A 23,401-nucleotide genomic window follows, 5' to 3' on the forward strand; every position below is an offset into this window, starting at 1 on the left:
AAGACGCCCATCACCAAAGCAACAGCATCCGCCGCGTGGGTCTCGGCGTCATCGCCGGCGTCGGTTTCGACATCACGCCCAAGCTGACCCTGGACGCCGGCTACCGCTACCACAACTGGGGACGCTTGGAAAACACCCGCTTCAAAACCCACGAAGCCTCATTGGGCATGCGCTACCGCTTCTGATTCCCCGATACCGATGCCGTCTGAACCTTCAGACGGCATTTTTGACGCGCCCGCCGTTTACAGGCGCGGGGCGGGCGCAGTAAAATACCCGAACCGTCATTCCCGACAACACCGCAATCTTAAAACCCGTCATTCCCGCGCAGGCGGGAATCCGGACCTGTCCGCACGGAAACTTATCGGATAAAACGGTTGCCCAAACCCCGCGTCCTAGATTCCCACTTCCGTGGGAATGACGGTTCGGTTGCTACGGCCGCTGATTCCCCGACACCGATGCCGTCTGAACCTTCAGACGGCATCCAAAACCCGGTGTTTCAAGGCGGGCAGGCGGTTGCGGACGCTGTTCAGGCGGTTGGCATCGATGTCTGCCGTAACGATGCCTTCGCCTTCGGGTAATACGTCCAACACGTCGCCCCACGGATCGACAATCATACTGTGTCCGAACGTGCGCCGTCCGTTTTCGTGCAAACCGCCCTGTGCCGCCGCCACGACGTAACATTGGTTTTCGACGGCACGCGCGCGCAGCAGCAGCTCCCAGTGCGCCTTGCCCGTCGTATGGGTAAATGCCGCCGGCAGCATCAATACGTCAAACGGCAGTTGGCGGCGGAAAAATTCGGGAAAGCGGACATCGTAACAAATACCTGCCGCCACCGGCATGCCTTCTGCCGACAAGTGCGGCACTTCCCGCCCTGCGCGGATGGTATCGGCTTCGGCATAGCGTTCGCCCAAACCGGAAAAACCGAAGAGGTGCATTTTGTGGTACAGCCCCGTCCTTACGCCGTCGCACCCGTACACCAATAAAGTATTCATGACCTTGCCCGCTTCGGGGCTTTGCAGCGGCACGGTTCCGCCGAACAGCACCACGCCGCATTCTTTCGCCGTTTCGCTCAATGCCGTCTGAAAGCGTCCGCCGCCCAAAGGCTCGGCAAGTGCGAGTTTGCCGGTATCGTTTGCGCCCATCAGCACCCAATATTCGGGCAGCAGCACCCAATCCGCACCCTGCTCCGCCGCCCGTGCGACCAGGCGTTTCATGGCGGCGACGTTGGTTTCCGGCGACACGCCAGACACCATCTGCACGGCGGCAACTCTGATTTTGTCCATTTCTTCTCCTTTTTCCTGCCGACCTTGCGGTATATTCCGCCGATAGGCTACCATGGCGGCACTTTGCGAAAACCGTTTACACAAATGCCCATTTTGAACCATATTGCCCTCATCGGTGTAGGGCTGATCGGCGGTTCGTTCGTTCTCGACCTCAAAAGGCAGGGACTCGTCCGCACCGTTACCGGTATCGACACCGACCGCGACAACCTCGAACGTGCATTGGAACGCGGCGTGATTGACCGTGCGTCCGTCGTCATCGACGCGGACAGCATCGGCGGTGCGGACTTGGTACTGATTGCCACGCCCGTCGCCACCGTTCCCGCCGTTTTGACCGCGCTGCGCCCCGTTTTGCCGGAACACACTTGGATTTCCGATGTCGGCAGCACCAAATCTTCGGTCATCGAAGCCTTCCGCCGCTGCCTGCCCGACCGCCTGCACCGCTGCATCGCCGCACACCCGATTGCCGGTTCGGACAGAAGCGGTGCGCAAGCCGCGCAGTTCGGGCTGTTCCGCCACAGAAAACTCATCATCACGCCCCACGGCGGCGAAGATTCAGACGGCATCGCATTGGTAGAAAACCTGTGGCGCGCGGTCGGTGCGGACATTTTCACGATGGACGCGCAACACCACGACGCGGTTTTCGCCGCCGTCTCCCATATGCCCCACCTGACCGCCTTCGCCTATGTCCACCAGATTCTCGACCACCCCGACGGACAGGAATATCTGAAATTCGCCGCCACGGGCTTTCGGGACTTCACCCGCATCGCCTCCGGCCATCCCGCCGTGTGGGCGGACATCTGCCTTGCCAACAAAGACAGCCTGCTGCAACTGGTTCAAGGCTTGGGCAAACAGTTGGACGTTTTGGCAGACATCCTGACCGCCGACGACCGCGAAGCCCTGTACCGCTATTTTGAAGAAGCCAAAACCACGCGCGACCGCTGGCTGGACGGCAACTGACCGCCATGCCGTCTGAAAAGCAAACCGCCGCAGACCCGAAATCTGCGGCGGTTTTACTCAACCGGGCCTGCCGTCCGAACGCGGACGGATCAGCCACGGAATGTATTTCCACGCATACACCAGCAGCGCGAGTGCAAACAAAACCGAAGACGTGCGGATGCTGTGCGTGTAGGCAGTGCCGGAAGAAAATACGGCAACCATACGGACGGCGGTTGCCGCCATCATCAGCCAAAACGCAACGGGAACGGCTTTGGGCGGCGGATAAATCGAATTGCCCGTATGACCGAGCGCGGTACGCGCCATCATGCCCAAAGTCAGCACGCCGATACCGCCGACCCCGATCAGATGTACGCCCAGATTGAGGAAGGCAGGTTTGAAATAAGACGCGCCGACCGCAATCAGCCCCAATCCGGTAAACAGATAGCCGGCAAACAGAATCCACAGCATCGGTTCTTTCAATACGGGTTTATACCACCAGCGGTACACCTGTACGGTAAAAATCACGCCCGCCGCAAACGCGAAAGCCGCCGACAGCCAAGGCATCACGCCGTGCGCCATCAGTATGGCGGTCAGCATGGGTAGCCACAGCGAAGCCTGCGCCACCCATTTCGGACTGGGAATCTGCGGCACGTTCAACCGTTTGGACGTAAAAAACGAAATAATCCTCATCCCAATCAGGCCGATAAAGCCCGACACCATAACCAGGCCCGACTGCAATCCGCTCAAGAGTCCGCCTAGGTTGCCGTTGTGCAGCTGGACGTGGAACGCCGCATGCGTACCGCCCAGCACAAATATTGCGAATACGGCGACATAGTTGCGCCGGTTTTGCGAACGGATAACGGGCAAAGCCATGCACACCGCGCCGTACCAGAAAAACAGCGTACCGAGTATGCCGCTTGCCGCCGCACCCCAACCCGGGATAAAGGCGGCAATCCGCGCAGCCAGCCAAAAGGCGGTCAAGCCGACCAGAACGCCGCCCCTCGTGGGCGGCTGTCCCGTCCAAGTGGCGACGGCGGTCAGCAGGAAGGCGATGACGACGAGACCGGCATAACCCCAAATCATCTCATGCGCGTGCCAATAGAAACCGGACAGCTCGTGCGTTCCCGTGTAGCCGAAACCCCACAGCAATACGGACAATGCGCCGTACAGTGCCGCCAGTGAATAAAACGGGCGGAACGCCATTGCCCAGACGGGATGTTTGGTAAATTTCATGTGTGTTCCTTGTTTATCATTAATATATTTGCCGCAAAACGGAATCATGCCGGCAAAAACGGTTCGACGGCGGGAAACAGCTCGCGTTCTTCAAAGCGCGCGTGGTCGCGCAGGGTTGTGGCAAAAGCGGTATTCCACGCCGCGTTACCGCATTCGGGGCTTGCCATCATCTGCCGCAGTTTGGCGTGATCGCCTTCAAAACGGGTTTTCAACTCAGGCGCGACATTCTGCCAAATTGGGGCAAACTTGGCTTCTTCTTCGCGAAAATGGGTTTCCAGTTCGGCAAAATGCAGCTCGAGTTCGGCACGATGGTCTGCCCCGGGCGTCCGCAACATACGCACGCACAGGAAAAGCGAGTGGTGGTGTTCGCGCGAAAGCCCGACAAGGGCGGAATGTCGTTTCAACGGTTTCATAAATTTAGGTTAAAATAACAAATTATCAAACGGTAGCGCGGATGTTTCAGACGGCATACCGCCGCAGACAGGCTACATTCTACCGCCCCGACGGACAGGGTTTCAACCATTAAGGTATTTTCCGTGAAACTTAAACCGTACCGATAAGAATAACGATCCATACCGAGAAAATCATGTATCTGACCCAACATACCGACTACGGGCTGCGCGTCCTCATCTACACCGCCGTCAACGACGACGCGCTGGTCAATATCGCCACCATCGCCTCGACCTACGGCATTTCCAAAAGCCATTTGATGAAAGTGGTTACCGCGCTGGTCAAAGGCGGGTTCTTGCACAGCGTACGCGGGAAAGGCGGCGGGCTGAGGCTGGCCGCGCCGCCCGAACGCATCAATATCGGCGCGGTCGTCCGCCACCTCGAACCGATGCAGCTGGTCGAGTGTATGGGCCCGAACAACGAATGCCTGATTACGCCGTCCTGCCGGCTGACGGGCATACTCGGCGGTGCAATGAAGTCGTTTTTCACGTATCTGGACGGTTTCACGCTGCAAGACCTGCTCAACAAGCCGACCTACGACCTGCTTTATGAATCGAAAATCCCGATTGCGGTGCGATAACGCATCAAAATGCCGCCCAAACCCGCGTTCGGACGGCATTTTGTTTGCCGTTTCAAACGGATATTCCGACCGGGCGCGATACGCGCCGGCATTTCGGGCTGCCGCCGGCAAGGCGCGCGATGCCGTCTGAACGGCTGATGCTTCAGACGGCATCGGTTTCCCTACAAACCGAACACCGCCGTATCGCCGAAACCCCGGCGCACCAGTTCCGTGCCGTCGGTCATGTCGATGACGGTAGTCGGATCGGTTCCGCACCAGCCGCCGTCAATCACCAAATCGACGGCGTGTTCCAAACGCTCGCGGATTTCATAAGGGTCGGTCAATGGTTCGCCGTCTTCGGGCAGCATCAGGGTGCAGCTTAAAAGCGGTCCGCCCAACTCCTCCAGCAGGGCTTGTGCAACGGCATTATCGGGAATACGCAGCCCGATGGTTTTGCGTTTCGGGTGCAGGGCGCGCGCCGGCGCATCCTTCGTCGCCTGCAAGATAAAGGTATAAGGCCCGGGCGTGGCGGCTTTAAGCTGACGAAACTGTACGTTGTCGATTTTGGCGTATGTGCCCAACTCGCTCAAATCGGCGCACATCAGGGTCAGGTGGTGTTTCAAATCGATTTTTCGGATGGAGAGTATGCGTTCCATCGCCGCCTTATCGCCGAGTTTGCAACCCAAGGCGTAACAGGAATCGGTCGGATAAACCACCACGCCGCCTTGATTGATGATTTCGACTGCCTGCTTGATGAGGCGTTCTTGGGGATTGTCGGGATGAACGGCGAAAAATTGTGCCATAGTTTGTTTCCTTATCGTCATGTTTTCCGTATTGTACGCCCAAACGCCAAACAAAATGCCGTCTGAAAACCTTTCAGACGGCATTTTTGCGGACTCGCCCCCTTTTTTGGCTACAAGATGCCGGCAAGTTCGGCAGTGTCGCAGGCAATCATCAGTTCTTCATTGGTCGGGACGACCAAAACAGCCGGAGAAGAATCGGTCGGGCTGATAATGCCCGAATTGCCGTAGCGTTTTTCCATATTGGCTTTGGTGTCGATGTGCAGACCCAAGAAATCAAGATAGGAAACGGTTTTGGCACGGATATTACGCGAGTTTTCGCCGATACCGCCGGTGAACACGAGTGCGTCAACACTGCCGCAGGCCACAGCCATCGAAGCGATGTATTTGGCGAGGCGGTAGGTCATGACTTCGAGGGCGAGGCGCGCGCCTTCGCGGCCTTCGTCGGCGGCGATTTCGAGGGTGCGGCAGTCGTTGGGAAGTTCGGAAATACCGGGGAAACCTGATTTTTCGTTCAGCATTTCATCAACTTGGGCAACATCCATCCCTGCGTGGAAAGTCGGATAGCTGTATACGCCCGGATCGGTGTCGCCGCAACGTGTACCCATTACCAAACCTTCGATCGGCGTGAAACCCATACCGGTATCGACGGATTTGCCGTTTTTGACGGCGGTAATGGATGCGCCGTTGCCTAAGTGGGCAATAATCATGCGGATGTCTTCCAGAGGTTTGCCCAAGATGCGTGCGGCTTCAGGGGCGACGTAACGCATACCGGTACCGTGGAAACCGTAGCGGCGGAAGGCGTATTTTTTGCGCAATTCGCGCGGCACGGCATAAGTGTAGGCCCGCTCCGGCATGGTTTGGTGGAACGAGGTGTCCATCACGCCGACGTTGGGCAGGCCGGGAAAGTGTTCCTGCGCGGCGAGGATGCCGCTGATGTTGGCGGGGTTGTGCAGCGGGGCGAACGGGATGCAGGCTTTCAGTTCGTCAAGGACGTCTTGGTCGATGAGGACGGACTCGTGATATTTTTCGCCGCCGTGGGCGATGCGGCGGCCGATGGCTTTGATGCGGTCGTGCAGTCCGTGTTTTTCCAGTTCGTTCAACAGCATACCCACCGCGCCGGCGTGGCAGTTGCGGCCGCTCAGGGGAACTTGGCGTTTGTTGCCGTCTTTGTTGAAGGTAATGACGGCTTCGGGCGTAGTCAGGCGTTCCCCGAGGCAGCTTAGGACGACGCTGCCGCTTTTGCGGTCGATAACGGCGCCTTTGAGCGATGAACTGACGCATTTCAGGACAAGAATGAGTTGGTCGGACATGATGTTTCTCCTTGTAGTTTGTGGTTGTTTTTTTGGTGCGGGGCCGTCTGAAAAAGGATGGGCGTTGGGCGGAGTGTGTTTCAGACGGCCTCTTTGGGCAAAGCGTATGCCGTATTTCCTAGCGTCATTCCCACGCAGGCGGGAATCCATATTTGCTCACACGCAGGCTCTGATAAAAATCAGGAAACAGAATATCGGCTGCGGATTCCCGCCTGCGTGGGAATGACGGCGGTGAGGTTATTCGGCTTTATGGTAATCCTTAATCAAATGCCGTCTGAAACAGCGGACAGCAATGTGCGTCCTACATGATTTCAAAAACAATCATCGGGAACGCGCACCCAACCTTCCATAATCACGCGTGCGCTGCGGCTCATGACCGCTTTGGCGGCCGTCCATTGTCCGTCCTGACATTCGGCGGCAGCACCGACACGCAGCGTACCTGACGGATGCCCGAAGCGCACTTCTTTACGCGTTCCGCCGCCTGCGGCAAGGTTGACCAGCGTACCGAGCACGGCGGCGGCGGCGATGGCGACCGAGGCGATGCCCATCATAGCGTGGTGCAGTTTGCCCATGCTCAGGGCGCGTACCGGCAAATCGATGTCGGCGGCGTTTACGGTTTTGCCGCTGGAGGCGGTGTAATCGGCGGCGGGCGCGACGAAGGCGGGTTTCGGCGTGTGCGCGCGGGCGGCGGCTTCGGATACGTCGCTGATCAAACCCATTTTCAGCGCGCCATATGCGCGGATGGTTTCAAATTTTTCCAGCGCGGCGGCATCGTTGTTGATGTCGTCCTGCAACTCTTTGCCCGTGTAGCCCAAGTCGGCGGCGTTCAGGAAAACGGTCGGAATGCCCGCGTTGATGAGCGTGGCTTTCAGACGACCTATATTCGGCACATCAATTTCGTCGACCAAATTGCCGGTTGGGAACATACTGCCTTCGCCGTCGGCTGGATCTAAAAATTCGATTTGTACTTCGGCTGCCGGAAAATTACGCCGTCAAGCTCGAAATCGCCTGTTTCCAACACTGCTCCGTTTTGCATCGGCACATGGGCAATAATGGTTTTGCCGATGTTTTTCTGCCAGATTTTGACCGTGCAGATGCCGTCTGAAGGGATTTTGGATTTATCGACCAAGCCCTGTTCGATGGCGAATGTGCCCACGGCGGCGGTAAGGTTGCCGCAGTTGCCGCTCCAATCGACAAATGGTTTGTCGATGGAAACTTGTCCGAACAAGTAATCGACATCGTGATCGGCGCGTTCGGATTTGTCCGAAATCACAGCTTTGCTGGTGGACGAACTGGCGTTGCCCAAACCGTCAATCTGTTTGCCGTAAGGGTCGGGGCTGCCGAGTACGCGCAAGAGGATTTTGTCGCGCGCCCCGCCTGCTTCCTGCGCAGCTGCCGGCAGATCGGTGCGTTTGAAGAAAATGCCTTTAGATGTACCGCCGCGGTAGTAAACGGCGGGGATTTTGATTTGCGGCATTTTAGGGTTCTCCTTATGTAGCGTGGGCTCTGCCCACGATTTTTATAGTGGATTAATTTAAACCGGTACGGGTTGCCCCGCCCCGGCTCAAAGGGAACGATTCCCTAAGGCGCCCAAGCACCGGGCGAACCGGTTCCGTACTATCCGTACTGCCTGCGGCCCGCCGCCTTGTCCTGATTTTTGTTAATCCGCTATACCATGTCAATTCAGCCTTTATTTCGTGGGCAAAGCCCACGCTACACCCACTTTCCAGAAGTACATTAGGCTACCACTCCGACCAAAGCCGTTTGATTCCGCAAACTGTCGGGGTTCGCTCCAATCTACGGCTGCTGTGTTGTGATACGGTAGATTATTAAACCCCGTCATTCCCGCGTAGGCGGAAATCCAGATTTATCCGCACAGAAACTCATCGGATAAAAAGGTTTCCTCAATTCCACTTTCTGGATTCCCGCCTGCGCGGGAATGACGATTTACAGTAAATGCCTGCCATATCGGGAATTACGTGAATGAGAACCCGACCCACGCTACGTCTTGCTTTTCAGACGAACTCTAAGCCGCGTTCCCTTCCAAAAAGTCCTGTGCAAACCGTTGCAACACGCCGCCGGCTTCATATACCAATACTTCTTCTGCAGTATCGAGGCGGCAGGTAACCGGAACTTCGACGGTTTCTCCGTTTTTACGGTGAATCACGAGGGTCAGGCCGCAGCGCGGTGTGCGTTCGCCGACAACGTCGTAGGTTTCCGTACCGTCCAGTTGCAGGGTATGGCGGTTGGTGCCGGGTTTGAATTGCAGCGGCAAGACGCCCATGCCGATGAGGTTGGTGCGGTGGATGCGCTCGAAACCTTCGGCGGCGATGGCTTCCACACCCGCCAGCCGCACGCCCTTCGCCGCCCAGTCGCGGCTTGAGCCTTGACCATAGTCCGCACCGGCAATGATGATAAGCGGCTGTTTGCGGTTCATATAGGTTTCGATGGCTTCCCACATGCGCATGGTTTGGCCTTCTGGTTCAACGCGTGCCAACGAACCTTGGCGTACGCTGCCGTCTTCGTTTCTCACCATTTCGTTAAACAGTTTCGGATTGGCGAAGGTTGCGCGTTGGGCGGTCAAGTGGTCGCCGCGGTGGGTTGCGTAAGAGTTGAAGTCTTCTTCAGGCAAACCCATTTTCGCCAAATATTCACCTGCGGCACTGCCGGCCAAAATCGCATTGGATGGCGAGATGTGGTCGGTGGTGATGTTGTCGGGCAAAATCGCCGGCGGACGCATACCTCTTAATGTACGTTCCCCTGCCAGTGCGCCTTCCCAATAGGGCGGACGGCGGATGTAGGTGGACATCGGTCGCCAGTCGTACAGCGGGCTTGGTGCTTTTTGCGCTGTGCCGGTGTCGGACATCGGGATATAAATGTCGCGGAATTGTTGCGGTTTCACATATTCGGCAACGATGGCATCGATTTCTTCGTCTGTCGGCCAGATATCTTTCAGGCGGATTTCGCGGCCGTCTGCAACGCCGAGTACGTCGTTTTCAATATCGAAACGGATGCTACCTGCCAATGCGTAGGCAACGACCAAAGGAGGCGAAGCGAGGAAAGCCTGTTTCGCATACGGATGGATACGGCCGTCGAAGTTGCGGTTGCCTGACAATACGGCGGTGGCGTACAAATCGCGGTCGATGATTTCTTGTTGGATTTTCGGGTCGAGCGCGCCGCTCATGCCGTTACAGGTGGTACATGCGAAGGCGACGATACCGAAGCCGAGTTTTTCCATTTCGGGCAACAAGCCTGCTTCTTTCAAATAGATTCCGGCTACTTTTGAACCCGGGGCAAACGAAGATTTCACCCAAGGTTTGCGTTTCAAGCCGAGGCGGTTGGCATTGCGTGCCAACAGTGCGGCGGCGACAACGTTGCGCGGGTTGGAAGTATTGGTACACGAAGTAATCGCGGCAATAATCACTGCACCGTCAGGCATTTGGCCGTCTGAAGGCTCTTCGTAAGGCTTCGCCAGCCCTTTCGCCGCCAAATCGGCGGTGGCAAAACGCGCGTGCGGGTTGCTCGGGCCTGCCATATTGCGCGTTACGCTGCTCAAATCAAATTTCAAAACGCGCGGATAAACGGCGGTTTTCAAGCCACCTGCCCATAAGCCTGCGGTTTTGGCGTAGGTTTCCACCAATTTCACCTGCGCGTCGTCACGTCCGGTCAGTTTCAAATAATCAATAGTTTGCGCGTCGATGGCGAACATGGCGGCAGTCGCGCCGAACTCCGGCGTCATGTTGGAAATGGTCGCGCGGTCGCCGATAGACAGGCTTCTCGCGCCCTCGCCGAAAAATTCGACAAACGCCCCGACCACGCGCTCTTTACGCAAGAATTCGGTCAGTGCCAACACGATGTCTGTGGCAGTAATGCCCGCCTGCCGTTTGCCCGTCAGCTCCACGCCGACAATATCGGGCAGGCGCATCATGGACGCGCGTCCCAGCATCACGGTTTCCGCTTCCAAACCGCCCACGCCACGGAAATCACGCCCAGCGCATCAACGTGCGGCGTATGCGAGTCCGTGCCGACGCAGGTATCGGGGAAAGCCACGCCGTTTTTGACTTGGACGACGGGCGACATTTTTTCCAGATTGATTTGGTGCATGATGCCGTTGCCCGCCGGAATCACGTCCACATTTTCAAATGCGGTTTTTGTCCAGTTGATGAAGTGGAAACGGTCTTCGTTACGTCTGTCTTCGATTTCGCGGTTTTTGCGGAAGGCATCAGGATCGTAACCGCCGCACTCCACCGCCAAAGAGTGGTCGACGATAAGCTGCGTCTGCACCACCGGATTCACTTTGGCAGGATCGCCGCCTTTTTCGGCAATCGCATCGCGCAAGCCTGCCAAATCCACCAGCGCGGTCTGCCCCAGAATATCGTGGCACACCACCCGCGCGGGATACCACGGAAAATCGATTTCCTGCTTCCCTTCTATCAACTGGCCCAGCCAGCTTTGCAGCATCGGCAAATCGACTTTGTCCGCGCGGTTGACCAAGTTCTCAGACAAAATGCGGCTCGTGTACGGCAGCTTGTCGTAAGAGCCGGGTTTGATGTCCTCACACGCCGCACGCGCGTCGTAGTATTCCAAATCCGTACCGGGCAGCGGTTTGCGGTAACTTTGGTTGGCAGTCATGTCGGTTCTCCTGTGGATCTATTTTTCTTGTGGTTTGGGTTTCAGCCGATGTTTTGAAGGAGTCGTCTGAAAGGGTTTAAAACATCGAAACAATCATCTGATACAGCGGATTTCTCTCGTCTATCAACAATTTCACAGCCATCGAAATGCTGATGACAATCAGCAGCGGCTTAATCAGCTTCGAACCGAAGCGGACGGCAAATCTCGCACCTAAATTCGCACCGACAAACGCACCGACCGCCATCGTTGCCACAATCGGGAAAATAATCGAACCGTGCAGCAGGAATACCGATAGCGAACCAAGATTGCAAGCAACGTTCGCCAATTTGGTGTAAGACATCGCGTTCAACAGCTTGCAGCCGAGCAAAACAATAAAGGCAATCAGAAAAAACGAGCCGACACCCGGTCCGAACACACCGTCGTAAAAACCCAAAAGCAGTGCAACCGTCAGCCCGAATAGAAAAAAAGACATTCTGGCTTTGCCTTCCTTACTGCCGTCGAGCTTGGGCGAAAACACAAAATACAGCGCGATAAATATCAACAAAACCGGCACGACCGCCAGCAAAATATCTTTGGAAACCAAGCTGACCGATAATGCACCGACCACGCCGCCTGCAAACGATGCTGCGGCAATCGGGAGACCTTTCTTCCAATCAATCAAACCTTTGCGTGCAAAAGAAACCGTAGCCGAAAACGTAGCAGCGGCTGCTTGCAGCTTGTTGGTGGCAATTGCCGACACGGGAGGAATACCTGCCAACAAGAGTGCAGGCAGCGTAATCAAACCACCCCCGCCCGCAATCGCATCGATAAATCCGGCGATCATCGCAACCAAACCCAAAGCGAGTATTATGTATAAATCTTCCATGTTTCTTATCCTGTTACTTGCGCCAATACAGGATTATCTTCTCCTATTAGATTAAACTTATTTCAGACAACCTTTCCAATAAGGCAAGGTCGTCTGAAATCCTCAGCTTTGCATACCGAAATAAAGAACAAACTGCTATTGCATTCTTCAATTATCGTTCTTCAATCTCCACAAACGCCAAATCTTCAGGGCCGGCGTAGTTTGCGCTCGGACGGATGATTTTGCCGTCTTTGCGCTGTTCGAGGACGTGTGCGCTCCAACCGGTTGTACGGGAAATCACGAACAGCGGTGTGAACATAGCGGTCGGTACGCCCAATTTTTGGTAGGAAACGGCAGAGAACCAGTCCAGATTCGGGAACATTTTTTTCTCTTCCCACATCACGCTCTCCAAGCATTCGGCGATGTCGAAGAGGCGCATGTCGCCCGCTTCCCGGCTCAAACCGCGCGCCACTTCTTTAATCACGACGTTGCGCGGGTCGGAAATGGTGTAAACCGGATGACCGAAACCGATCACGATTTCTTTGCGGCCGATGCGTTCGCGGATGTCGGCTTCGTCGGCGTTGCGGTAGCGTTTTTGGATGTCGTAGGCGACTTCGTTCGCACCGCCGTGTTTCGGACCTTTAAGCGCGCCGATGGCGCCGGTGATGCAGGAATACATATCCGAACCCGTACCGGCAATCACGCGGGCAGTAAAAGTGGAGGCGTTGAACTCGTGTTCGGCATACAGAATCAGTGAAACATGCATGGCTTTGATGTGTGATTCGCTTGGGCGTTTGCCGTGCAACAGGTGCAGGAAATGACCGCCGACGGTCTCTTCGTCGCTTTCAACTTCAATACGTTTGCCGTTGTGCGAATATTGATACCAGTAGAGCAGGATGCTGCCGAGGCTGGCGATCAGTTTGTCGGCGATGTCGCGCGCTTCGCTGTCGGGATGGCTTTCGCGTTCGGGATGAACGCAGCCCAGCATGGATACGCCGGTACGCATCACGTCCATCGGATGGGTATGTGCAGGCAGGGTTTCCAAAACTTTAATCACACGGATAGGCAGGCCGCGCATGGATTTGAGCTTGGTTTTATAAGCGGCCAGCTCGAATTTGTTGGGCAGATGGCCGTGAATCAGCAAGTGTGCGACTTCTTCAAACTCGCATTTTTGTGCCAAATTTAGAATGTCGTAACCGCGATGGCTCAAATCGTTACCGGTACGGCCAACGGTACACAAAGCGGTATTACCGGCCGCAACACCTGAAAGCGCAACGGATTTTTTAGGTTTGAAGGTCGGGGTTTGAGTAGTTTCAGTCATGGTATTTCTCCTTTGTATTTTTATGGGTTTTATTTTTCAGACGGTCGATGCGGATTTGTTGAAAGGCCGTCTGAAAGCGGTAAATCATTTTTGAAACAATTTATCCAGTTTTTGATCGAAGGCATGATAGTTCAGATGCTCGTACAGCTCGGCACGGGTTTGCATACTGTCCACCACCGCCGCCTGAGTGCCATCGCGCATAATCGCTTCGTAAGCATTCAAAGCGGCTTTGCTTGCTGCGCGGAATGATGACAACGGATACAGCACCAGTGACACGCCGTTTTCAGCCAACTCGCTTTGCGTATAAAGCGGTGTAGCACCAAACTCGGTAATGTTGGCCAATACTGGTACTTTCACTGCATCTGCAAATTGACGGTACATTTTCAAATCGGTCATGGCTTCAGGGAAAATCATGTCCGCACCGGCTTCGACACAAGCCTGAGCGCGTTCGATAGCGGCATCCAAACCTTCTACCGCCAGCGCATCGGTACGCGCCATAATCACGAAGTTCTCATCAACGCGCGCATCTACGGCAGCTTTGATGCGGTCGACCATTTCATCTTTGGAAACGATGGCTTTGTTCCGACGGTGGCCGCAGCGTTTTTGCGCTACCTGATCTTCGATGTGAACCGCTGCAACACCGGCGCGTTCAAAGTTGCGAATGGTACGGGCAATATTGAATGCACCGCCCCAACCCACATCGATGTCCACCAGCAGAGGCGTATCCACGTTGTCCGTAATGCGTCGTGCGTCGATCAGCACATCTTCCATTGTGGTAATGCCCAAATCAGGGATACCGCAAGAACAGGCTGCCACGCCGCCGCCGGACAGATAGATGGTTTTGAAACCGCTTTGGGTGGCCAATCGTGCAAAATAAGCATTGACGCAACCGGCGACGGCAAGCGGATTCGATTCTTTCACAGCTTGGCGGAAACGTGCTCCGGCAGAGTGTTGACTCATCATATTTCTCCTTTATAGACTTTTTTCAGTATGGACAGGCTTCCATCACATTCGGACGGCAAAACACAGCCATCCGACGCGTCGGGCATCCCAATCATTAAAAATATATGGGAAAAATTATCTTATTGATATTTAAAACGAATCAAAGAAAAACAGCAGACCGTTCGGAATTATGCGGCAAAACCGCAGACAAGAAGAAAACAAGGGGATTATTCAGAAAAGGGAAAAACATCTGAATTGGTTTCATAGTAATGTTCCTTTGTAGTATTATGTAGTTTTATTTTTCGGTAATCTAAAACACAAGACTGGAATGTCAAACATTTTTAAGGAGACTAATTACATAATTTTATTATTTTATTTTAACATTATGATTAATATAAATTAATTTTAACTTATTTGTTTCCGATAAAATTAATAGGAAATTTAGAAAAATTTTCAATAATCAAAATCCTGAAAAATTATAAAATATTTTATATATAAAACAATGAATTATTTTCAAGTAATCCGATGTAGTTTATTATCTATTTGATTTTTATATTATTTATTTAAAATTAAATATATCTGGCAAACAAAATGCCGTCTGAAAACCTTTCAGACGGCATTTTTAATATCGAATCAATCAGCCCAAATACCAGAATTTCAATGCCCACAATACGGCAACAACCCATACCATAGGCGGCACGTCCCCAGTCCGGCGACACAAAAGTTTGACCACGGCATAGCTGATGAAGCCGAAGGCGATGCCGTCTGCAATCGAATAGGTAAACGGCATGAAGACAATGGTCAGGAACGCGGGCGCGGCTTCAGTCATATCGTCCCAATCAATGTCCCTCGCACTGCGGAGCATCTGCGTGCCGACATAAAGCAGTGCGGGCGCGGTGGCAAATACCGGAACACTTTTCGCCAATGGGGAGAACATCAGACACGCCAGCATCAATACGCCGACGGTAACCGCCGTCAGGCCGGTCCGTCCGCCTGCCGATACGCCCGCCGCGCTTTCCACATAAGGCGTGGTTGAAGAAGTACCCAAAGCCGCACCTGCCACAATGGCGGTAGAGTCTGCAAGCAGTGCGCGTTTCAGGCGGGGCAGCTTACCGTCCACCAGCAGTCCGGCACGGTGGGATACGCCGACCAGCGTTCCGGTACTGTCAAACAAATCGACCAAGAAGAAGACGAAAATCACGCTGACCATGCTGACGGTAAACAGACCTTTAAAATCCATCTGCATAAAGGTCGGCGCAATGCCCGGTACTTCGCCGACCACGCCGTGAAACTCGTTCAAACCCATCAGGCTGGCAATGACGGTAATCGTCAGAATGGTGATGATGATTGCGCCTTGAACGCGGAAATACCCCAATACGACCACCATGACAAAACCGAACAATGCCAACAGTGCGCTGGGCTGATGAATATCGCCCAAGCCGACCAAGGTTGCCGGATTGGCAACGATAATGCCTGCGCCTTTCAGGGAAATCAGTGCCAAAAACAAACCGATACCGGCGGCAATCGACATTTTCAAACCCATAGGCAGTGCGTTGACCAGCATTTCCCTGACTTTAAAAAAGCTGAACAGGATGAAAATCAGACCGGAAATGAACACCGCACCCAACGCCACCTGCCAAGGCACGCCCATACCCTTAACGACGGCAAAGGTGAAATAGGCATTCAGCCCCATCCCCGGGGCAAGCGCAATCGGATAGTTGCCGATAAAACCCATGACAAAACAGCCGATGGCGGATGCGATACAGGTGGCGACGAATACCGCCCCCATATCCATTCCGGTCTCGCCCAAAATCAGGGGATTGACGATAACGATGTAGCACATCGTCAAAAAGGTCGTCAAACCCGCCATCAACTCGGTACGTACCGTCGTACCGTTTGCCTTCAGGTTAAAAACCCTATCCAGCAATGTTTGTTTTGAAATATCCATATCTAGCAGTCCGTTTCAAGTAAAAAATCTGAACCCGCACACCGCAAACCGCACAGGATTCGGCATATTGAAAAATATACCTCCCAAATCGGGAAAACCGGTTCGGGAGGCAATAAGTTTACGGCAGACGGCACATTATTTGTCTGAATTGTGTTGACGACGCAAAATTGCAGGAATTTCAAAATCGTCAAGGACAGACTGGTTATCGAAATCCGCTGCTGTCAGATTCATGGTGCGGATACCGCGATTGGTGCGGATCATACCTTCGACATTGTGGCTTTGCTCCTGTTTGGACGGGGCAACCGCTTCTACTTCCCTTGCCGGAGTAGGATCGACCGCTCCTTTTTCTTTCAGACCGGTAGCGATAATGGTAATCCGGATGGCATCTTCGCTCATGGTCTCGTCTTCAGCGGCACCGAATTTGCATTCCAAATCGGGATGCGCGCTTTGGTTGACGATTTTCATGACTTCAGACAACTCGGACATTTTCAGGCAACCCGGAGCAGTCGTAATATTGACCAGCACACCGCGTGCACCATCCAAAGTTACATCGTCCAGCAGCGGACTGGAAATGGCCTGGTCGGTCGCCATACGCGCACGGTCGATACCTTGGGCATAACCCGAACCCATCATAGCGATACCGCGGTTGCTCATCACGGTTTTCACGTCGGCAAAGTCGAGGTTGATGATTTCGCTCGGGCAAGTTACCACTTCGGAAATGCCTGCGACCGCATCGCGCAATACATTGTCCGCCGCGCGGAAGGCTTCGCGCATAGTTACGTCTTCACCCAATGCGGTCATCAGTTTGTCGTTCGGGATGATAATCAGCGAATCGACGTGTTCTTTCAACTGTTCCAACCCTGCCTGTGCCACATGGACGCGTTTGCCTTCATAAGAAAACGGACGGGTAACTACGGCAACGGTCAGAATGCCCAAAGACTTGGCAATCTCAGCAACAACCGGCGCGGAACCGGTACCGGTACCGCCGCCCATACCGGTCGTGATAAACAGCATATTGGCACCGCGAATGGCTTCTTCAATGGCCTCCCGATCTTCCTGTGCTGCCGCACGGCCGATATCGGGATTCGCACCCGCGCCCAAACCGCGTGTCAGATTCGTACCCAACTGGATTCTCTTCGCCGCATGGTTTTTTGCCAAAGACTGCGCATCTGTATTGGCACTGATAAACTCCACACTGCGCACATTGTTGGCAACCATGTTATTGATTGCATTGCAACCGCCGCCGCCCAAGCCGATTACTTTAATTACCGCAGGGCTGACTGCCGATTCTGCCACGTCGTAAACAAATTCCATTCAAAAACTCCTGATCGCCCCGTTCAGAGGACGGTTTAAATAAATTATTATTTATTATATAAGAAGTATCTTACTGCTGGCAAAATACTTCTCACCTGTCAAACGGCAATCCAACTGTTCAGAGGTTGTTTTCAATCCACCGCTTCAATCTTGCCAACAAACCGCCGCCCCCTTCTCTCTCTTGCACTGTACCGTTTTCCGGTTGCGGCAAGTTTCCTTCCAGCTTGCATGCTGCATGAAGCAGCCCGATAGCGGTAGAAAAGCGCGGTGTGCGGACACGGTCGGACAAACCGCCCATTTCTTGGGGCGCACCGGTGCGTACAGGCAAATCGAAGATTTTTTCGGCAAATTCCACAATCCCGGTCATCATGGACACACCGCCGGTCAGAACGATACCCGCATTCAGCACTTCTTTGGGGAAACCCGATTTTTGCAGTTCGCCCAGCACTACGCCAAAAATCTCCTGAATACGTGCGCTGATGATTGCTGCCAAAACCTTACTGGAAACCTGACGCGATGTCCGGTCACCCACGCCCGGAACTTCAATCATCTCGCCCAAGCCTTCCGTATCGCATGATGCCACGCCATAATGGATTTTAATGTACTCGGCGGCATCGAGAGGTGTTCTCAACGATTTGGACAAATCTTTGGTAATCAGATTACCACCGGCCGGAATGACGGACGTATGGCGGATGGCGCCGTTCATATAAACGGCAATATCGGTCGTTCCGCCACCAATGTCGATGACGCATACGCCGAGGTCTTTTTCATCTTCAGTCAGCACCGCCTGCCCGCTTGCCAACGGTTGAAGCATGATCTGATCGCTTTTCAAGCCGCACAGCTCGATACATTTTTGGACATTCTGCACTGCCGTACTTGCACCGGTAATGATGTGCACCCGCGTATCCAGACGCACACCGCTCATACCGATGGGCTCCCTTACACCAAGTTGGGTGTCGATAATGTAGTCTTGAACCACGGCATCGAGAATTTTTTGATCGGGCGGGATATTGATTGCCTTTGCCGTTTCAATGGCGCGGTCGATGTCTGCCTGTGTTACTTCTCCGTCTTTGATTTTAACCACACCTTGCGAATTAAGGCTGCGGATGTGGTTGCCTGCGATACCTGTGGTAACGTGGGTAATTTTGGTATCCGCCATCAGCTCGGCATCATTGACCGCCTGCCTGATGGCTTGGACGGTGGCATCGATATTGGTTACCATGCCCGCGCGCAAGCCCCGTGAAGGAGCCTGCCCCAAACCGATGATGTTGATTTTGTCGTCATCTTGAACTTCCCCGATCAGTGCGAGGACTTTAGACGTACCGATATCCAGTACGCTGATGTATCTTTTCTGCTGTTCCATTGTTCGTCTGCCCTTAAAACTGATTGAAATTTGCGTCGCACCGTTTCAGACGGCACGGCCGTAATATGTCCGATACCTGTTCCCACTATTCTTCGGATTCTTTTTCGGGTAAACCGTCGGGAGCATGGCGGACTGAAAATCCGTCCTTATACCTCATATCCACATAGGATAACCGATTTTTATTCTTACGCAACAGATGCTGCCACGCTTCGGTAAAAAGCCGGAGGCGTTTCATCTCGTTTTCCCGTCCGAGCCTGACGGTGATGCCGTTGTCCAAAACGACATTCCACGCCGAACGTGCCGTATAGGTCATCTCTTTGATGCCCAAACCCTGTTTTGCCAAAACAGTCGAAAATTCGTCATAACGGCGGAGCATTTCGGCAGACGTTCCTTCCGCGCCTCTGAATACCGGCATTCCGGGTCTGTCCAAGCGGGCTTCAAAAACATTGCCTTCGCCGTCCACCAAGGCATGGTCGCCCCAACGTGCAACCGGCTTGCGCTCGGTCAGGACGACCTCAACCGTATCGGGAAAACGGCGGCGCACCATGACCGACGCAATCCACGGATACCGGCGGTAGGCTTCCTGTGCGCCATTGATGTCCGTCCTCAAAATATTCCCATGGATGTATTCTTTCGCCAAACTGCCCAATGCCTTCTTATCGGAATAAACCAGGTTGCCCTTCAGCGACACCTGCTTGACGGGCAGATGATTCGAATTGTAAAACCAAACCAGCCCGGACGCAGCAAGCAGCATCGCCATCATGACAAGCAGCCAGCGCGTCAGCCGTTCCATCGCTTCGGCATTATCCCACATGTGCGGCCTTCAAAATTTCAATACATAAATCGGCAAAACCCACGCCCGTAACGGCAGCGGATTTCGGTACTAAACTATGGCCGGTCATACCGGGCAGGGTGTTGATTTCCAACAGATAGAGTTTGCCGTCGGTATCTTTGAGGAAATCGACGCGCACGCAGCCTTCCGCACCGATTGCCTGTGCGCCGCGAACCGCCAGTTCGCGCATCAGGCTTTCTTCGGCTTCGGTCAAATCTTCCGAAGGACATTGATAAATGGTGTCGTCTCGGTTGTACTTGGCTTCGTAGTCGTAAAACTCGGTTGCGGGGATGATGTGTATGCCGGGCAGCCCTTTGCCGTTCAGGACGGGGCAGGAATATTCGCCGCCGCCGATAAAACGTTCGGCAATGATTTCGCCCTGAAGGTGTTTCAATTCTTCGTAAACGCTTTTCAGACGGCCTTTTTCTTTGACTTTTACCACGCCGACGCTGCTGCCTTCGGCCGCCGGCTTCACAAACATCGGCAGACCCAATTTTTCTTCGACGGCATCGAAATCGGTATCATCGTACAGTACGGCGAACTCGGGAACGGGTAATCCCAATGCCTGCCAAATCAGTTTGCAGCGGTATTTGTCCATGCCGATGGCGGAGGCGGCGACACCGCTGCCGGTATAGGGAATGCCCAACAGTTCCAATGCACCCTGAACAGCCCCGTCTTCGCCGTAAGTACCGTGAAGGATGTTGAATGCCGTCTGAAAGCCCCGCTCCTTCAGTTCGGATAACGGCGTTTCCTTAGGGTCGAAGGCGTATGCGTCTATGCCTTTGCTTTTTAAGGCGTTCAAAATGGCGGTACCGCTGTCCAGCGAGATTTCTCGTTCGCTGGAAAAACCACCCATCAATACGGCCACTTTGCCAAAATTCTGCATTGTTTTTGTTCTTTCCTAATTGCTTTATGCTTGTTGTCAGAGGTCGTCTGAAACCTGATTGCGGTTTCAGACGACCTTTATATGATGTTCCGTCTGTCAGGCGGGTGTATCTCAAATCTGTTTCGACAATTCCAACAGCGCGGAGGGAACGCGGTTGATGCTTCCCGCACCCATATTCAACACAACATCGCCATCCTGTAAAACATTCATCAGCATTTGCGGCAGGTCGGCGACGTTTTCGCAGTAAATCGGCTCAAGTTTGCCCAATACGCGGATAGCACGCGCCAAGGCGCGGGAGTCGGCGGCGGCAACCGGCTCTTCGCCGGCGGCATAAACTTCGGTCAGTACCAGCGCATCAACGGTATTGAGTACTTTGGTAAAGTCTTCAAACAAATCGCGCGTGCGGGTATAGCGGTGCGGCTGGAAGGCGAGCACCAAACGTTTTTCCGGATACGCGCCGCGTGCAGCGGCAAGGGTTGCCGCCATTTCGACGGGGTGGTGTCCGTAATCGTCCACCAGCAAAGCGGTCCCGCCGTTTGGCAACTTGATGTCGCCGTATTTTTGGAAGCGGCGGCCGACGCCTTCAAAGCCGAGCAAGCCTTTTTGGATCGCTTCAACCGATGCGCCGACTTCCAGCGCCACGCCGATGGCTGCCAATGCGTTCAGCACGTTGTGTCTGCCGGGCATATTCAGCACGACTTCAAACGACCCCTGCTCATGTCCTTTCATTTGAACATGGACGGTGAATTTCATTTGCGCGCCGACGTTTTCGATGTCGGTGGCGTAGATGTCGGCGGTATCGTCCAAACCGTAAGTAGCATAAGGTTTGCTCACTTTGGGCAAAATCGCGCGGACGTGTTCGCTGTCAACACACAAAAAGGCTTTGCCGTAGAAGGGCATACGGTGGATGAAATCGATAAACGCCTGATGCAGTTTTTCGACGCTGTGCCCGTAGGTATCCATATGGTCTTCGTCGATATTGGTAACGACGGACATAATCGGGGTCAGATGTAGGAAAGAGGCATCGGATTCGTCGGCTTCGGCAACGATGTATTCGCCTTTGCCCAAGCGGGCGTTGGTGCCTGCGGCGTTGAGTTTGCCGCCGATAACGAAAGTGGGGTCGAGTCCTGCCGCGCCGAGGATGGAGGCGGTCAGGCTGGTGGTCGTGGTTTTGCCGTGCGTACCGGCAATGGCGATGCCGTCACGGAAGCGCATCAGCTCTGCCAGCATCAAGGCGCGCGGAATAACGGGAATTTGCCGCTCCAACGCAGCGACAACTTCGGGATTTTCTTTCTTGACGGCGGTAGAGGCAACGACGACATCCGCACCGTTAACGTGTTCTGCGGTATGGCCGGGATAAACTTGAATGCCCAGGCTGCTCAAATGCTCGGTAGCGGCATTTCGCGCCTGATCCGAACCGGAAACTTTAAAGCCCAAATTGTGCAAGACTTCGGCGATACCGCTCATGCCGACGCCGCCGATACCGACAAAATGGATGTTGCTTACTCGATTTTTCATCATAATGTTGCGTTCCGGTTGGTTTTTAGTGCGTAAAGGCGTTATTTTAAAGGTCTGACCGTTTGCGCACCATAGTTTTCTGACAAATATATAGCGGATTGAAATAAAAAACATCCATGCCGTCTGAACGGCTTTTCAGACGGCATGGTTCGGCAGTTTACGCCGCACACGCAATCGCGGCTTCGGCAACGTCATCCGCGCTGTGCGGCAATGCCAACGTACGGGCGTTTTCCGCCCATTTGAGGCATTTTTCGCGGTTGAGGCTGCCGAGGATTTCGGCGAGTTTTTCCGCCGTCAACTGGGTTTGCGGCAACAGCAGCCCCGCTTCTGCCTGCACCATGAAACGCGCGTTGGCGGTTTGATGGTCATCAACGGCGTGAGGATACGGCACTAACAACGCGCCCAGCCCCGCCGCCGTCAACTCGGCAATCGTCAGCGCGCCGGCACGGCAAATCACCAAATCGGCATCACGGTAGGCGGACACCATGTCGGTAATAAATTCCACGCATTCCGCTTTCACGCCCAACGCGTCATAATCCGCCTGAAGATTGCCCAGCTTGTTACGCCCCGACTGGTGGTACATCTGCGGGCGCACCTCTTCAGGCAGCAGTGCCAACGCCTGCGGTACGGTTTTGTTCAAAACGTCCGCACCCAAACTGCCGCCGACCACCAAAATTTTCAGACGGCCTTCGCGCCCTTGGAAGCGTTCGGCAGGCACGGGCAGGTTGCTAATATCGGCGCGGACGGGGTTGCCGACCAAACCGCCTTCGTGGCTGAACGCTTTCGGAAAAGCGTACAACACCCGTTTCGCCCAGCGCGACAGGTGGCGGTTGGACAAGCCTGCCACGGCGTTTTGCTCGTGAATCACAATCGGCACGCCCAAGAGTTTCGCCGCCAGACCGCCGGGAAAGGTAACAAAACCGCCGAAGCCGATGACGCACTCGACACGGTGTTTGCGGATAATCCGCTGCGCTTCGCGGACGGTTTTGTACAGAGTAAACGGAAGCATCAGCTTGCGTTTGATGCCGTTGCCGCGTATTCCTTTAATCGCCAGCGTTTCCAAGCGTATGCCGTATTGCGGCACGATGCGCTCTTCCATCGAATCCTTGCTGCCCAGCCAAATTACATGATGACCGCGCACGCGCAATGAATCCGCCACAGCCAGAGCTGGGAAAATGTGTCCGCCCGTTCCGCCCGCCATCAGCATAAAGGTTTTACCGCCCATGA

At 54.2% G+C, this 23,401-nt stretch carries 20 protein-coding genes and 2 pseudogenes; 4 read left to right on the forward strand and 18 right to left on the reverse strand.

All coding sequences use genetic code 11. From position 1 onward, the window contains the following. The coding region (locus DFR77_RS07190; RefSeq protein ID WP_113852079.1) for an opacity family porin at nt 1-185 on the forward strand (185 nt) is incomplete at its 5' end. 173 nt (nt 186-358) lie between these two features. On the opposite strand, the gene DFR77_RS14385 is transcribed toward DFR77_RS07190, so the two are convergent. Next, nucleotides 359-481: a hypothetical protein gene (locus tag DFR77_RS14385; RefSeq protein ID WP_282957219.1), complete on the reverse strand. Its 123-nt coding sequence runs from the start codon at nt 479-481 to the stop codon at nt 359-361. Continuing rightward, complete coding sequence (locus DFR77_RS07200; protein ID WP_003689398.1) at nt 471-1,283, reverse strand: carbon-nitrogen hydrolase family protein; 813 nt, start codon at nt 1,281-1,283, stop codon at nt 471-473. Before DFR77_RS07200 ends, DFR77_RS14385 begins: the two co-directional genes overlap by 11 nt. Nucleotides 1,284-1,367: 84 nt before the next feature. Here DFR77_RS07200 and DFR77_RS07205 point away from each other — a divergent pair, with 84 nt between their 5' ends. Then, nucleotides 1,368-2,240, forward strand: coding sequence for a prephenate dehydrogenase (locus DFR77_RS07205; RefSeq protein ID WP_033910145.1), 873 nt, complete (start codon nt 1,368-1,370; stop codon nt 2,238-2,240). 57 nt (nt 2,241-2,297) lie between these two features. On the opposite strand, the gene DFR77_RS07210 is transcribed toward DFR77_RS07205, so the two are convergent. Next, nucleotides 2,298-3,452: an NnrS family protein gene (locus tag DFR77_RS07210; protein ID WP_010358927.1), complete on the reverse strand. Its 1,155-nt coding sequence runs from the start codon at nt 3,450-3,452 to the stop codon at nt 2,298-2,300. Between the two features lie 44 nt (nt 3,453-3,496). Further along, nucleotides 3,497-3,865: a hemerythrin domain-containing protein gene (locus DFR77_RS07215; RefSeq protein WP_113852080.1), complete on the reverse strand. Its 369-nt coding sequence runs from the start codon at nt 3,863-3,865 to the stop codon at nt 3,497-3,499. Nucleotides 3,866-4,038: 173 nt separating this feature from the next. Between DFR77_RS07215 and DFR77_RS07225 the strand changes: the two genes are divergently transcribed. Continuing rightward, nucleotides 4,039-4,482: an Rrf2 family transcriptional regulator gene (locus DFR77_RS07225; protein ID WP_003689406.1), complete on the forward strand. Its 444-nt coding sequence runs from the start codon at nt 4,039-4,041 to the stop codon at nt 4,480-4,482. A 9-nt stretch (nt 4,483-4,491) separates the two neighbouring features. Continuing rightward, nucleotides 4,492-4,620 (forward strand): hypothetical protein, encoded by a 129-nt coding sequence (locus DFR77_RS14390; protein WP_010358932.1) that lies wholly within the window; start codon nt 4,492-4,494, stop codon nt 4,618-4,620. Nucleotides 4,621-4,643: 23 nt separating this feature from the next. Here the strand turns inward: DFR77_RS14390 and DFR77_RS07230 are convergent, their stop codons facing one another. The 14 genes and pseudogenes from DFR77_RS07230 to murG all read right to left on the reverse strand — a co-directional run bounded on the left by DFR77_RS07230 (nt 4,644) and on the right by murG (nt 23,399). After that, on the reverse strand, nt 4,644-5,264 hold the full coding sequence (locus DFR77_RS07230) for an L-threonylcarbamoyladenylate synthase (RefSeq protein ID WP_010358934.1): 621 nt from the start codon (nt 5,262-5,264) through the stop codon (nt 4,644-4,646). 110 nt (nt 5,265-5,374) lie between these two features. Continuing rightward, nucleotides 5,375-6,574, reverse strand: coding sequence for an acetate kinase (locus DFR77_RS07235; RefSeq protein ID WP_113852081.1), 1,200 nt, complete (start codon nt 6,572-6,574; stop codon nt 5,375-5,377). Nucleotides 6,575-6,885: 311 nt separating this feature from the next. Further along, a pseudogene (gene prpF, locus DFR77_RS07245) lies at nt 6,886-8,051 on the reverse strand (2-methylaconitate cis-trans isomerase PrpF). 549 nt (nt 8,052-8,600) lie between these two features. Then, a pseudogene (gene acnD / locus DFR77_RS07250) lies at nt 8,601-11,206 on the reverse strand (Fe/S-dependent 2-methylisocitrate dehydratase AcnD). A gap of 76 nt (nt 11,207-11,282) precedes the next feature. Then, entirely contained in the window at nt 11,283-12,071 is a 789-nt protein-coding gene (locus DFR77_RS07255; protein ID WP_113852082.1) for a TSUP family transporter, read from the reverse strand. A 151-nt stretch (nt 12,072-12,222) separates the two neighbouring features. After that, on the reverse strand, nt 12,223-13,371 hold the full coding sequence (gene prpC / locus DFR77_RS07260) for a bifunctional 2-methylcitrate synthase/citrate synthase (RefSeq protein WP_113852083.1): 1,149 nt from the start codon (nt 13,369-13,371) through the stop codon (nt 12,223-12,225). An 84-nt stretch (nt 13,372-13,455) separates the two neighbouring features. Beyond that, nucleotides 13,456-14,331 carry a methylisocitrate lyase gene (gene prpB, locus DFR77_RS07265; RefSeq protein WP_025456211.1) on the reverse strand — a complete coding sequence of 292 codons (876 nt, stop codon included), beginning with the start codon at nt 14,329-14,331 and terminating at the stop codon, nt 13,456-13,458. A 619-nt stretch (nt 14,332-14,950) separates the two neighbouring features. Beyond that, a complete protein-coding gene (locus tag DFR77_RS07275; protein WP_003689428.1) occupies nt 14,951-16,261 on the reverse strand; it encodes an NCS2 family permease in 1,311 nt (436 codons plus the stop codon). A gap of 135 nt (nt 16,262-16,396) precedes the next feature. Next, the gene (gene ftsZ, locus DFR77_RS07285) at nt 16,397-17,575 is read right to left on the reverse strand and encodes a cell division protein FtsZ (RefSeq protein ID WP_003693558.1); all 1,179 of its coding nucleotides are present in this window, start codon (nt 17,573-17,575) and stop codon (nt 16,397-16,399) included. 118 nt (nt 17,576-17,693) lie between these two features. Further along, nucleotides 17,694-18,938, reverse strand: a complete 1,245-nt coding sequence (ftsA, locus tag DFR77_RS07290) for a cell division protein FtsA (protein ID WP_003689434.1) — start codon at nt 18,936-18,938, stop codon at nt 17,694-17,696. 85 nt (nt 18,939-19,023) lie between these two features. After that, entirely contained in the window at nt 19,024-19,752 is a 729-nt protein-coding gene (locus DFR77_RS07295; protein ID WP_003689436.1) for a cell division protein FtsQ/DivIB, read from the reverse strand. Beyond that, the gene (locus tag DFR77_RS07300; RefSeq protein WP_003689437.1) at nt 19,742-20,656 is read right to left on the reverse strand and encodes a D-alanine--D-alanine ligase; all 915 of its coding nucleotides are present in this window, start codon (nt 20,654-20,656) and stop codon (nt 19,742-19,744) included. Before DFR77_RS07300 ends, DFR77_RS07295 begins: the two co-directional genes overlap by 11 nt. Before the next feature lie 111 nt (nt 20,657-20,767). Further along, nucleotides 20,768-22,177, reverse strand: a complete 1,410-nt coding sequence (murC, locus tag DFR77_RS07305; protein WP_033908872.1) for a UDP-N-acetylmuramate--L-alanine ligase — start codon at nt 22,175-22,177, stop codon at nt 20,768-20,770. A gap of 154 nt (nt 22,178-22,331) precedes the next feature. After that, entirely contained in the window at nt 22,332-23,399 is a 1,068-nt protein-coding gene (gene murG, locus DFR77_RS07310; protein ID WP_003689443.1) for an undecaprenyldiphospho-muramoylpentapeptide beta-N-acetylglucosaminyltransferase, read from the reverse strand. Nucleotides 23,400-23,401: the final 2 nt, after the last annotated feature.

It is taken from the genome of Neisseria gonorrhoeae, assembly GCF_003315235.1.
GTDB lineage: Bacteria > Pseudomonadota > Gammaproteobacteria > Burkholderiales > Neisseriaceae > Neisseria > Neisseria gonorrhoeae.